5 protein-coding genes are annotated in these 13,589 nt (G+C 64.8%); 4 read left to right on the forward strand and 1 reads right to left on the reverse strand.

Annotated elements, in window-relative coordinates:
- Nucleotides 1-82: 82 nt before the first annotated feature.
- Nucleotides 83-5,332: a sacsin N-terminal ATP-binding-like domain-containing protein gene (locus AC3ANX_RS00835; RefSeq protein ID WP_488335166.1), complete on the forward strand. Its 5,250-nt coding sequence runs from the start codon at nt 83-85 to the stop codon at nt 5,330-5,332.
- Between the two features lie 4 nt (nt 5,333-5,336).
- The gene (locus AC3ANX_RS00840) at nt 5,337-6,863 is read left to right on the forward strand and encodes a DUF6883 domain-containing protein (RefSeq protein WP_488335167.1); all 1,527 of its coding nucleotides are present in this window, start codon (nt 5,337-5,339) and stop codon (nt 6,861-6,863) included.
- A 280-nt stretch (nt 6,864-7,143) separates the two neighbouring features.
- Here the strand turns inward: AC3ANX_RS00840 and AC3ANX_RS00845 are convergent, their stop codons facing one another.
- Nucleotides 7,144-10,449 carry a DEAD/DEAH box helicase gene (locus tag AC3ANX_RS00845; protein WP_488335168.1) on the reverse strand — a complete coding sequence of 1,102 codons (3,306 nt, stop codon included), beginning with the start codon at nt 10,447-10,449 and terminating at the stop codon, nt 7,144-7,146.
- Between the two features lie 553 nt (nt 10,450-11,002).
- Here AC3ANX_RS00845 and AC3ANX_RS00850 point away from each other — a divergent pair.
- Both AC3ANX_RS00850 and AC3ANX_RS00855 read left to right on the forward strand, forming a co-directional pair.
- Nucleotides 11,003-12,979 carry a conjugal transfer protein TraG gene (locus AC3ANX_RS00850; RefSeq protein ID WP_488335169.1) on the forward strand — a complete coding sequence of 659 codons (1,977 nt, stop codon included), beginning with the start codon at nt 11,003-11,005 and terminating at the stop codon, nt 12,977-12,979.
- Nucleotides 12,976-13,398 (forward strand): CopG family transcriptional regulator, encoded by a 423-nt coding sequence (locus AC3ANX_RS00855; protein WP_488335170.1) that lies wholly within the window; start codon nt 12,976-12,978, stop codon nt 13,396-13,398. The genes AC3ANX_RS00850 and AC3ANX_RS00855 overlap by 4 nt, the downstream gene beginning before the upstream one ends.
- Nucleotides 13,399-13,589 lie beyond the last annotated feature (191 nt).

Here is a 13,589-nt window from a genome sequence, read left to right on the forward strand (position 1 = left end):
TGAAGCTCCTGTCTTGACGGTTCGCGGCATTGCCAACGCAGCGGCCGCGGCCGCGTTCGTCCAAGCGATCTTCGATCGCGAAATGGGGGTCACCCTCAACAACGCGAAGGCCGGCTCAAAGCGCGACGAGGCGATGCGCGAGCTTACCAAAGAAGCGGCCAATCTCTATGCGCGGCGGGTTCTCCGTGAGCTGATCCAGAATGCCTACGATGGCGCTCGAACCGCCCTGACTCCGCGCATTCTGTTGCGGCTCGATCTGAGCGACGGGCCGAACGGCACGATTCTCATCGCGAACAACGGTGATGGCTTCACTGCAGACAATGTCGACGCGATCTCTAACCCGGCGATGAGCAACAAGACGCCCGGCAATTTCATCGGGCACAAGGGATTGGGGTTCCGGAGCGTCGAGCTGTTGTCCGACGACGTGCAAATTTTCTCTAAGCTCGATGCAGGCGCGACATGGTTTGACGGCTTCTGCTTCCGGTTCGCCGCGCCGACCGACGAACGCGCCTGGCTCGACGCGGCAGGCGAGGCGGCGATGGCGCCAGCGGTAGTGGGACGGGTTCACCGACTGCAGCTGCCGCTGCCGGTGCCGGTGCCACCGGCGAAACCAGCGATGGATGCCCTGGCTGCCGAGGGCTTTTCGACGGTGATCCGGCTGCCGCTGCGCGACGCCATCGCGACCGGACGCGCGGTTGAGGAGATGCAGTTTCTCGTCGACGAGAAGGCGCCGATGACGCTGTTCCTCGACCGGCTCGAATCGTTGATGCTTGAAACGATCGATCGGGACGGACAGTGCGAGCGCAAGGAACTGCGTCGAACTAGCAAGGGGAGCGAGCACTCGCGCTTTGGGCGATCCCTCACGCTTGAGGAAGTAGCGGTCGATCGCCACCGCTATCTGGTTGGCCGGATGGCGGTCGACGATGCCGGGTTCCGCGCAAGCGTCGACAAGGCCGTAGCGGCGAACCATCCGGTCGAGCGCTGGCGCGAATGGAAGGGGGCGCCGACTGTTTCGGTCGCGCTGCCGCTGTCGCAGGAAGCGCGGGCCGGTACGTTCTACGCCTTTCTGCCGATGGATACGGTAGCGCCGTTCAACGGTTGCCTCGACGCGCCCTTCTATCCCAATGCCAATCGGCGCGACCTCGATCTCGACAATCCGCTCAACGCCTTCCTGCTCGATAGCGTCGCCGACCTGTGCCTCGCCGTCGCGCGCACGATCGCGGCCTCGGATACGACGTCGCTCGCCTATTCGGCCGCGGCTGTCGATGCGCTCGCCTGGGCAGCGGATCCCGAGCGGCTATTCAACGCGTGCGAGCGGACGGCGCTGCCACTCGACGATCTGCTGCTGCCGGCAGTACGCCGTGGTGACGATCAGCGTCGCTGGGCGCGGCTGGCCGACATCTATGACTGGACCGACGCCGATCACCGGATCATCGATGGCCAGTGGCTGGTGCGGGCGTGCGGGATCGCGATGCTGCGCAGAAGTCTCGGCACGCGACGGATCGAAGCGTTGCAAGCGCTGCTCAAGGACACCGACTTCCAGCTGGAGCCCGACGGCGCGACGATCGCCGGATGGGTGCCGCTGCTTGCCAGCGACCTCGCCGGCCGACGGCGGAAGGCGACCAAGCAAAACTGGGAAGATTTCTACCACGACGTGGCGGCGACACGCGCGGCGCTCCCGCATCTGAAAGGCGCGGTCATTTTCCGGCTGGAGGACGGCAGCCTGGGCGCGGCGAACGCGCCCGACACGCTCGGTGAGCGCGAGCTATTCATCAGTGCCGACCCCGAGCATGCGACGCGGCGGCGCAAGCGATTGGCGGGCACGAGCCTGTTCCCGCCTAAGGCGGTGGCCAACCGAATGCAGTTCGCCGACGCGGCGCTGTCCTGGCCGCAGGCGGTGACCGCCGCGTTCGTGAGTGCGGGGCTCGCGACCGATTATAGCCTGCCCCGGGTGATCGCCGGGATGGGCCGATTGCTAGGCAAGCGCCCGGCACGTCAGACGGCGCTCGCCGCGATCAACTGGGCGTTCGGCGCCTGGATGTCGCACAAATCGACCGAGGTCGAGCGCGCGCTGCGCGCGGCGCAGCTGCCGGTACCAACCGCGGACGGCCGGTTGCGGCCGGCGGGCGGAACGCGGTTCGGTGCGGGCTGGCGCGGTACGCAAGGCGATTTGTTGCAAGGGCTGTGCGATGCGGTCGGTCCGGTCTCGCGGGCGGCGAAGACGCTGTGCGACAGCCTCCTCGCCTCCTGGGAGGCCTGGCCGCTGCGTGAGCGCGGGAGTGCGGCGGACTGGGTCCAGTTCCTCGGCCTGCTCGGCGTGAAGGACGGGCTAACGCCACTCCTCTACAAGGCCGAGACGCATTGGGTTAGCGACTGGATCGGGCTCAGGCGCGGTTACGGTGAGGCGTTCACGATCGAGGCGCGATTGGGGCCGAGCTGGCGGGTCGCGCTCAAGAAGGTGACGCGTGGGTTCGGCTATCAGAGCGGCAATTATTCGACCGGCGAGACGTTGTTCGCGCTGCCGCTCCAGGCCGAGCACCCAGCAATGAGCGACCGCGCAAAACAGGCCTATGCCAGCCTAGTGGTCGCCATGCTCGCCGATCTCGACCAACGTTATTTCACGACCATCCTCAGCCGCACGAGCGGGATGAGCGACACGGTGCCGTGGCCGAGCCCGCTTCAGGCGTTCCTCACAGATGCGGCGTGGCTGCCGGTCATGTTCGCAGACGAGCTCAGCTGGAAGACGCCGGCGGCGTGCTGGTTCGCGCCACGCGGCGACAGCCTGCCCTATTTCCTGCCGCGCCTGGAACGGCCAATCCGCGACGCGATCGATGGCAGCGTCGCGGTAGGCGAGGCACTCGCCGGACGGCTCGGATTGAGGCTGTGGAACGATCGGGCAAGCGCGCCGGCGCGGCTTGACGAGCTGGGACAAACGCTCGCGCGCGGCATTGCCGAGCATGAGCATGTCGCGTTCCGCAGCGAGTATCGTCAGGCATGGACCGACTGGCACGAGCTCAACCCGCGACCGGCGCTCGGTGCCGGGCTGACGCTGGCGGTCCAGGTCATAGGGCGGCTCGCCGCTTACGTCCCCGACAAGGCCGACCCTCAGACGCTCTTTGTGAGCGGCGGCGCCGATCCGACGCTCGACAACCTGCTGATGGCGCTGGGGCATCGCTTGCTGTCGGTGCCGCTAGGCACGGCGAAGGCGGCGACCGATGCGCTGGCGGCGCGGGACGCGGAGACGGTCCGGCTGGCTGATGCGGTGACTCCGAGGATCATCGTCGATGGCGAGGAGCTCGACCTTGCCGCGGAGCGGCGGCGGCTGGTCGCGGAGGGCCGCGACTGGCTAGCCGAGATCGCGGTGCTCGCGCTCGAGTTCCATAATAGCGCGATCAACCGCAGCACGCCGCGCAGCCGCCAAGCGCTCTACGACGATTTCCGCCGGCTGCGGCTCGTGCGCGCGCGCGATGTCGCGGTCGAGATCGACGGGCGGACGGGACCGCTTCCCGACATGCTCGCCGGCGTGCTGCCGGTGCCGCACCCCGAGCGGCCGACGATCCTGGTCGAGAGTGCCGGGGGCGATCTCGACTGGCCGATGCTTGGCCGGCTGGCGAGCGGCATTGCGCTGGCGCTCGGCCGCGCCTGGCTGCTGACCGATTTCCGGATGGCATTCCTCGCGATCGGCGCGAACCAGCCGATGATCGCCGGCACACTGACGCCGCCCGATGATGAGGCAGTCGCCGCGGCATTCTGCCAGCCGGTTGCACGGGTCCGTGAGATCCAGCGCGCGCTTCGGGCCGGCAGCCGCCGGATCATGGACTGGCTTGCACCGATCGTCGGTGCGTTCATAGGGATTGAGGCGGCGCAGGCGCTGCTCGATCGCGAGGCGTCGCTGGTCGAGGATGACGACATCGTCATGGCGTTGATGGCGAGTGGCGCCGATGCCGATACGGCGCGCGCCTTGGTCACGGCGTGCCGCGAGGCGGAAGGTCTCGACGAGTTGCGACGCGGGCTCGGGGTTGAGCTCGCCACGTTCAATGCCGCGTGCGCCGCGCTCGGCCCCCGCTTCCCGCCGCTGCGCTTCGAGCGCGCGCTAACCCGGGCATTCGAGGAACGGGTCGACGAGCGGCGGGCATCGCTTGCCGACCGGGTGCGCGACGCGTTTGCAGCGAGCGATCGTGCCGCAATCGATCTCGCGGCCTATCGCGCCGCGCTCGCGCTCGACTGGATCACGTTCGATCCCGGCTGGGTCGAAACGCACGACGCGCTCGACGATGCGGTGATCGATGCGCGGATCGAGGCGCTGGCGGTCAGCGCCTTGCCGGCGAGTAGCGGCACTGCTGACGCGAGCGTCGATACGCTGCGCCAGCGCAATCGTGCAATCCTGACGGCCGAGGCCGAGCAGATCCGGCGCGTGGCGGCAGCGTGGGTGGCGAAGGTGCCAGGTCGCAGCCTGCCGGGGGTCTGGACGGCGAAGGCAGAAACGATCGTGCGCGACGCGCTCGCGACCGGCGCGTTCGATTTTGCGAGCGTGGCGCCGGACGACCTGCCGGCAGCACTCGCGCACGGCGGCCTTTGGCCGGCGGGGATGCCTGCCACGACCGCGCTAGACGCGCTGGGGCTGGTCGCCGACGATCTCGACCAGCAGGCGCGCGCTGAGCAGCGCCGCCGCGACGACGACGCGCGGCGCGATCGGACGATGACGTTCGGGGGTGTTCCGGTCGAGGGCGGGGAAAGCGCGTCGTTCCAGAAGGTCGCGGACGCGCTCGCGGCCGGCCTGGCGAGCAAAGCGTTCCAGACCCGCTCGGGCCCAGCCGAGCTCCGTCCGTTCCCGGAAGGGGACGACCGCGCCCCGCGCAAGCGGGGGCGCAGCGAAGGCGGCAAGGACCCTTTCTTCCTAACGGACGCGCAGCGCGACCTGATCGGGTTCGCCGGCGAATATGCCGCTTATGTTCATCTGCAGCGCACGGTGCGCAATTTCGCCGACGAACATTGGATCTCGTCAATCGGGCGGCGCTATCTGTGCCTCAAGACGATCGTCGATCGCGGCTACGACTTTCACGTGCCGCGCTCGCGCGGCGGGCTCTATTACGAGGTCAAAGGCCATAGCGGTGACCCCAAATATATCGATCTGGAGCGCTCGCAGGTGGAAGCGGCAGTGCAATTCGCCGACGAGCGGCAGGGCATCTGGAAGATCCTCTACATCTCGCATGTCCTCGACCCGCACGCGATCACCGTGCACGAGCTCGCCAATCCGTTCTCGGAAGGGAACATGCGGCTGTTCCGGCCGAGCAGCCGGCAGGGCGTACGGCTCCTGATCGACCGAGGATGAAACGATGACGACGAGCGCCTATGCCTTTCTGTTCGACGGCAGCGCCGACGGCCTGCCGGATTCACCGCTCGAGGATTTCGTCGCGGCGGTATTCGGTGCGGTGTCGCACGCGGACCCGGTCGGATCGGTACGCACGCAGGTGCGCGCCGGCCTGCCCTCTTTGCTCGGCTTCGCCGATCGCACGACTGCGGTGCACGGCACCAAGTCGGGCAGCGGTCGGACGGTATCGAGCGACCTCGACGTCTACAAATACGTGATCTGGGAATGGCTCGATTCGTTGGGCGGCGGCTGGAGCAGCGTCGAGCGCGAAGCCGGCGAGCGCATCTTTCGCCGCCACACCTATGAATGCGTCGCGCTGTCGGCGCTGTCGGACGAGGTGCGCGATCAGGTCGATCGCGATTTAAAGGAAGTGCCGGGCTATGTGGGCGGCTTCGCGCTCGATCCCGGCAACCCGGTGCATCGCGGCGGGTTCTTCGACGGCCTGATCTATGCCGCGGCGATCGTCGACGGGACGGTCTATCATGAGCGGACGATCGACGGCGACGAGGATCCCGATTGGGGAGGTGCTGCGTCCTTCAAGCCGCGCGGTCTCGTCTGGAAGGACTATGGCTGGCTGCAGCGCGAAGGGCCGGACGGCCTGCCCAGCGCCGCGTTGTCCGAGCGCGGTGCGCAAGCGGCAGCGGCGATGGCGCGCAAGGCGGCGCCCAATATCGAGCGGCGCGTGCTCGACGAGATGGGCCGAGTTTTCTTTCTCAATGCCGAGCGCAAGACCTTTGCCTTGAACGCGGTCGGCCAGAAAGAGGACGTGCTCGAGGCGCTGATGCCCGAGGGCAAGTTCACGCACTATCTGTTCAATCGCGAGCACAAGGACGGTGGTCCGAAGGCAGCCTTCATCATCGACGAGCTGGGGATCGATCCCGAGGACTGGCGCTATCTTGCCGGCCAGTTCTATGTCGGCCTGACCAAGGCGCAGCCCGAAGCGGTCAAGCTCAACGAATGGAAGGACGGAATCGGCGTCCGCTTCGACGTGATGATGCGGGTGCGCAACCGCGCGGGGGAAACCGCCGTGCTCGGCACCGGCTGGAACATGAATCCGGGCAAGCTGCCGTCGCTATCGACCGCGTTTCCAGGGAGGCGCGACGCGCAGGCAGTCGAGCCGGGCGACGTGCCGATCCTGCCGCCGGGTCCGCACGGCGATGATGACTGGGCGCAGCTATGGCGCTGGGCGAACGATGCTGGCGTGCGCGCCGGCGAGGAGATGGTGCCGACGCCGATGTATATCGTCGGCTATGCACCGATCGCCGAGGGCGAGGTCGGCAGCGCGCTGGTCCGGGTGCCAGACGCGCGGCGCGGGCTGGCGCGCTGGCTGCTGAAGCACGGTTCCGGGGAGCGCGACGGCTATGGCGGCGCAGTCGCGTTCAGCCCGATTCCGACCCAGTCGTTCGACCGCGCGGTGGCCTGGGCGCAGGCGGTCGCGCTGATACTTCGGCTCAACGGCATCGAGGCCGAGATCGAGACGTTCAAGAATTGACCAGAGGCGCGCTATCAGTCGCTCAGCGTGACAACCGTCCCGATCGTAGCCGCCGCGCGGGTGACGCCTGCCGGGTCGTCACTCAGTTCACCAACTCTTCGAGAGGGTCAAATCGTCGCAATCCGTATCTATCATCATGGCTATAGCTAGGCCCAGATATGTAGTCGGCGAACCGCTCTAGCGTCGCAAGCGGGTTGCGTCCCATGAGCAGCTTAGCGCTCTAATCACGGGCATCACAATCCGGTGAACCAGGTCCGCAAAGCGAGCTCAGCGCAGAGCATCACTCGCTGCAGAGGATTGTCACGTCGATGCCCACGGTTTCTTTCACGTAGGTCAGACCAGCCGCTAAGACCGACGATTGCGGTTTGGTTCGCTTGGATTTTGACAAACCAGGCTGCGCGATCAGGATTTCCGTCTTGATCGGGCGGAACCGATGGAGTTTGACGATCCGGTTGAGAGCGGTTGCGTCCCCTCTAAGAAAGCGGGTCGGGCGGCCACCGCGTTTTGCCGGCTCGTTCCGCGCCTTGAGGTGTTGCACGAGTTGCGGGAATTTTCCGACCCAGCGAGCCGACCGCAGCGCCTGCGACGAGACCTCGATCACATCTTTCACACGCTCGCCAGGCGTGGAACCGCCCGAGAACTTACAATGCACGAGCGCCATGCGGATGGCGTCCTCAGTGACCTTCAGGCAAACGAGATCGGCCGCTTCGCCGCTGTCATCGTCGTCGATGACGATGTCGAAATCCTCTCCCAGATATTGCTGCGCGACGTGCCATTGAATGGAGTCCTTGCGAACCGCGCTGCCCTTCCATATCGACTCTTTCTTGTGATCGACATCCTTCCACGTCCACACCTCGAACCGGTCATCTTCAATCGTAAGATCATAGGGCGTTTGCGGCACGATGTGCAGGTTCGCGTCGAGCTCCGAGAGGTCGACGAACCGGAAAAGCGGAGGGTATTCCGAGAAATATGCCGCTAGCCGCGCGGAGAGCTTGCCGATTGTGACCGTAAGCGGGTTGCCCGAAATTTGCTCGACCTTGAATTCCTCGGCCCCGCCCAGCGTGAATTGGAACGATGCCCAACTCCCAAACGTCGCTTCAATCATTTCAAAATCGATTGTGTTCGCCGACACGTCAGATCCCGTGATGCGAAGCTCGAACATCGTTTGCGTCTGTTCGCGTGTGCCGTCGGCGAACCCGACCCGCTCCTCCGCCTGGCTCAAAATTTCGTAGGGCCATTCGATGCTCAGTAATTCAACGGCCGGCAGCGCTGTGATCTCGGTCGGCAGCAGCACGTTGTCGATCAGCTTGGTTGTGTCGATTGAACTGTCGAGCAGCTTGTCACCCACCGCTTCGCACCATTCATTGAAGCGCGGGATCGGACCCTGTTCGCGCGACCACACTCGCCCTTTCGCCGAGCAACCGATGGTGACTTGCTTTCCACCCTCCCAGCCGATGCCGCTCAACAGCGCCTTGAGCGAGCCGCTCTTCTCCGCTTGGCTGAGGGCGGTGACCACTTCCGCGCCGGTATAACTCGCATAGGACAGGTTGCGACGACCGTGCTTCTTCACGCCCAGATTTTGGAAGATGAGTCGAGTGTTCCGACCCATCGCCCGGAACACCACGTCCCCATTGATGATTTTTCCCGCCCCGACCGCCGTAGCTAGGTCTGGAAACGCCGAGCTTTTGTCCGAGGAGGAGAGGTAGAGAAGTTTTCGCGCCGCATCGTAATGTAGCACGAACAGCGTCCATGTCCGATCTTTCACGGACTTCGACCGGCTCCATTTGACCGTGGGTTCGGAGCGGGTGACGAAGAACAATGTGCTTGAAGGCGAGTGCAGCCAGACCCGATATGGCACCATCGACGACGGCAGCCCGTCATGGAATGCCTTTGGGGTGAATTTGTCTGCCTGATAGAACAATGTGCTCATGCCGGGCTTGAGCAGCTTATGTGAAATCGGCACGTCCTCATCGTCCGGCCCGCTGTCCAAGCGCTTTGCTTCGTTGAGGAATTTGACCAGCCGGGCATGTTCCTGGGCTGCGGCCGAACTTAACTCGCTCAGCAGCTCGTTCCAGTCAGCGTCCTCGCTGTAAAGCCGCTCGAGCGCTTCTGACACGTTGGGCTCGGCGATGTTCGCAATGACAGTCGCATTGCCGATATTCGGGGCAGCGCTGCGCGTAAATCGGCCGGTGAACTGCAGCAAAATCGCCAAGCTCTTGTGGAGGTCATGGACCGCCGCGACTTTGAGCTCCGGCAGGTCGAACCCTTCGCCAAGCATGTTGACGCAGACGACGATCCGACTGTCACCGGCCTTCAAAGCATCGATCGCCGGCTGGGTATCGCCCATGTCCGAGTGAACAAGCAGCGGTTTCAGATCGGGCGCTAGGGCCTTGTAGATATCGAACACGGCCCGAGCCCGCTCGATCCGCGAGCACCGGACCATCATTAGATGATTGAGACCTTGGCTCAAATCTTCCCGCAAGCGGGCCACCGCCGTTTCGGCGATCGCCTGATCGGCGTTGGCGGCCAGTGTCTCATAGACCGGCTCGAAGGTGATGGGCTTGAAATACTTATCCTGCTGTGCCCGATGCAGCGGGTACGAGTAGATGACGTGCCCATCCACCAATTGCCCGTCTCGGCGGAACGGCGTCGCCGTGAACTGCAAAATCGGTTTGCCAGAAAATGCCTCGCGAAAGCTCGTCCAGCGTTTGGCGCTGATATGGTGGGCCTCATCGATGACGAGCGCACCGATCCGCTCGGCAATTTCCGGCCAGACACCTTCGGCCGAGCTATCCGCTAGCGAGTCCATCGTCCCAACGATCACGTTGCAGCGGTCAAAAATCTCCAGGTCATCTGTCGTTTTTGGCACTTTGCGTACGAGACCGACGATAGGGTTCGGCACGTCGTCCGGCAGCACTTTCAAGAAGCGAAGAAGGCCAAAGGTGAGAAACTTTCTACCGGTCTGAGACCGCAACGCGTCGGACGGCACGACTACCAGCAATGGTTTGCGCAGGTAAGCCGCTTGCGCCGCCAACATCGTTTCGGTCTTACCGGTCCCGGTTGGCATGACGATGGTCGCCGGCTGCGTGTTGATGCTCCAGTGGGCGCCAATCGCGTGCAGTGCGCCGAGCTGCGGCGGCCGAAGCCCGCGCTTATCCTCGTCGACGCTACCATCCTCGTTCGGTTGCTCCGCGCGAAAGGAAAACCGTCCGTTCCATTGCTCAGCACGCTTGCGGACAACCGCTGGCCAGCCATGCTTCGCCGCTTCGCCTTCAAGTTCTTCAATGAGACGGTGGTGTAACCACGAGAGCTTGCCGCTCTCGCTCTGCAGCAGAACACCGTCGGCGTCGCTCGGACGCGCGATGTTCTTACGCGTCGTGACTACCAGCCGCTGACCATTGGTGGTCTGGTAGAGAGGCTCCTTCAAGCGCGCTGAGACGAGGACTTCGCCGACACGCTTTGCTTCAACGGTGGAAGCCGGGCGCAAAATTGCTTCAACGACACCAACAGCAACGCGCACCGGCCCGTAGCGGACCGCTGGAAGCTCCAGCGTGCTCTCCTCAGCAAATAGGTCGTCCTGAGACATGAGGTTCCCCGCCCGCCGATTTTTTCAAAAGGATAGTTACAGCGCCGATTTTTTTCTAGGCCCGCGCAAGCATTCACCCACAAGGTCAGTGAAGGACGAAACCGTTAGGGATCAATCAGACGTAAAAAGGCCAGTTGATCAAAGGCGAGTAGCACCTGGAGCGCTTTCGCCTTAATGAAACTAGTCGCCTCAGCAGCGCCATGATCGACGGCATGGCGCGAGCCAGCATGGGTTTTCCCGCTGGCCGGATCGCATTGCGCGAAGCGTCCGATTCTTGCGCGTGATCACCTGAAAGCTGCCAGTCCACAATCGGCCCAGCATCAGCCGATCGAACATGGCACTCTCGCAAGGCTGATACGTCCGCTCTTGTCGAAAGCAGCCGGCTTGGTGGCAAACCGGAAACGACCGCTCTGTCCCCAATGCCAGCCACACCCGCGCGGATCGGATAGCTACGCCAGCGTCTGTTTTCCTGCGCCTCGGTGCGACCAGGCCTCAAACCTGTTGAACAAACGGCACATCCGACCCGACCTCCTCAAGCGAAGGAGATGACGGAATGTCCGCGACCAAGATCCTCTGGGGGCAGCTCCTCGCCGTCGGGCTCATCGTTCTCGCCGGCGTCTGGGGCGCCACGCAATGGACCGCGCAGGCGCTGGGCTATCAGGCTCAGCTCGGTCCGCCATGGTTCACGCTGGGCGACTATCCCCTTTATCCGCCGCCGGCGTTCTTCTGGTGGTGGTTCTCCTACGACGCCTATGCGCCTCACATCTTCCTGACCGGCAGCTACATCGCAGCTTCGAGCGGCTTCATCGCGATCATCGTCGCGATCGCCATGTCGGTATGGCGCGCGCGCGAAGTGAAGAACGCGCAAACCTATGGCTCGGCGCGGTGGGCGACGGAACGTGAAGCGCACGCGGCGGGACTGCTCGGCGACGACGGTGTGGTGCTCGGCAAGCTTGGACCGCGTTATCTCCGCCACGACGGTCCGGAGCATGTGCTGTGCTTCGCTCCGACGCGCAGCGGTAAGGGCGTCGGCTTGGTCGTGCCCTCACTGCTGACCTGGCCGGCGTCGGCGATCGTCCACGATATCAAGGGCGAGAACTGGGGTCTGACCGCCGGTTTCCGCGGTCGGTTCGGCCGCGTGCTGTTGTTCGACCCGACCAATGCGGAGTCCGCCGCCTACAATCCGCTCCTCGAGGTGCGCCGCGGCGAGTGGGAGGTTCGTGATGTCCAGAACGTCGCCGACGTGCTGGTCGACCCCGAGGGGTCGCTGGAGCGCCGTAATCACTGGGAGAAGACCAGCCACGCGCTCCTCGTCGGCGCGATCCTTCATGTTCTTTATGCCGAGGCCGACAAGACGTTGTCCGGCGTCGCCGCCTTTCTCTCCGATCCGCGCCGCACGATCGAAGCGACGCTGGCGGCGATGATGTCGACGCCACACCTCGGCGACGCTGGCGTCCACCCGGTGGTCGCTTCGGCAGGCCGAGAGCTGTTGAACAAGTCAGAGAACGAGCGGTCTGGCGTGCTATCCACTGCCATGTCGTTCCTCGGCCTCTACCGCGACCCGGTGGTCGCCCAGGTGACGCGGCGATGCGACTGGCGGATCTCGGATCTCGTCTCGGCCAAAGAGCCGGTGACCCTCTATCTGGTGGTGCCACCGTCGGACATCAGCCGCACCAAGCCCCTGATCCGCCTTGTGCTCAACCAGATCGGGAGGCGCCTGACGGAAGAGCTGAAGCCCGCAGCCGGTCGGCACCGCCTGCTCTTGATGCTCGACGAGTTCCCGGCGCTTGGCCGCCTCGACTTCTTCGAGAGCGCGCTCGCCTTCATGGCGGGCTACGGGTTGAAAGCCTTTCTGATCGCGCAGTCGCTTAACCAGATCGAGAAGGCCTACGGGCCCAATAACGCGATCCTCGACAATTGCCATGTCCGGGTCAGCTTCGCGACCAACGACGAGCGGACCGCGAAACGTGTGTCGGATGCTTTGGGCACCGCGACAGAGATGCGCGCGATGAAGAACTATGCCGGCCACCGGCTATCACCGTGGCTCGGCCATTTGATGGTGTCGCGCTCGGAAACAGCGCGCCAGCTGCTTACTCCCGGCGAGATCATGCAACTCCCGCCCAGCGACGAGATCGTCATGGTGTCAGGCGTGCAGCCGATCCGCGCAAAGAAGGCTCGATATTTCGAAGATCCCCGGCTGTCGCAGCGCATCGGCAAGCTGCCGGAATCGAACCGACCAGTGCGGCCGCCAACGGACGACTGGAGCAAGCTTGCGGCCATCGCGCGGCCGACAGCTCCGCCGCCCACGGCGCATAACTCTGATCCCGCCGACGGAGGCATTCGGCGCGAGCCCGAACTCCAGCGACATGAAGACGTCGCGCCGCTGCCGAAGCGGCCGCGACAGGAGTTCGTCTTTCGCGATGAAGCTGGGGCGGATGCCGACGCTGTGAGGGCCCGACGGATGCAGGACCAGATGCGCGGAGCCGCGCAGCGCGCCGCGCTGGACCCCAATGACGGCATCGAACTGTGACCGCCAAGCGCATCAAGCACACCTTCCGCCTGCCGCCCGACCTGTCGACGCAGCTTGCGGATTATGCCGCCCGCAAGCGCGTCAGCCAGGCCCAGCTCGTCGAAACGGCCCTCGCGTCCTTCTTGTCGCCGGACGGCTCGGAGCGCCTGGAGGCGGCGTTCACCCGCAGACTCGACCGCCTTAACCGACAGGCTGATCGGATCGCCTGGCACACCGAACTCGGCAACGAGGCCATCGCGCTGTTCGTCCGCTTCTGGTTGACCAACAACGCCCCACTTCCCGACACCGCGCTAGCGGCCGCGCAAGCGATGGGTCGCGAGCGCTACCAAGCGTTCGTCGAGGCGCTGAGCCGGCGCATGGAGCTGGGCCCTAAACTCGGCGCCGAACTGTCGACGGACGTCGTTTCCCGCGACGATTGACCAGCGCGCCGCCTTCGCCATCGGGCATCGCCCGCGCAGGGACGGAATGGCGCAGCTGTCAAACCCGCCGTCTCTTTGTCTTTCTGCGCCACACTACGCTCGCCGCAAACGGCTGTTGCGATTGAAGATTCCAAGGTCTTCTTAGGCGTCCGCGGGCGCCGGCGCACGGTGTGTCGGCCGCCCTGTCGAGG

Source organism: Sphingomonas sp. BRN-1R (genome assembly GCF_057748035.1).

Excerpts from the sequence above, each read along its gene's own strand:
- AC3ANX_RS00835 (WP_488335166.1), top strand. The coding sequence starts at position 83 with ATGGGGGTCACCCTCAACAACGCGAAGGCCGGCTCAAAGCGCGACGAG.
- AC3ANX_RS00840 (WP_488335167.1), top strand. The coding sequence starts at position 5,337 with ATGACGACGAGCGCCTATGCCTTTCTGTTCGACGGCAGCGCCGACGGC.
- AC3ANX_RS00845 (WP_488335168.1), bottom strand. The coding sequence starts at position 10,449 with ATGTCTCAGGACGACCTATTTGCTGAGGAGAGCACGCTGGAGCTTCCA.
- AC3ANX_RS00850 (WP_488335169.1), top strand. The coding sequence starts at position 11,003 with ATGTCCGCGACCAAGATCCTCTGGGGGCAGCTCCTCGCCGTCGGGCTC.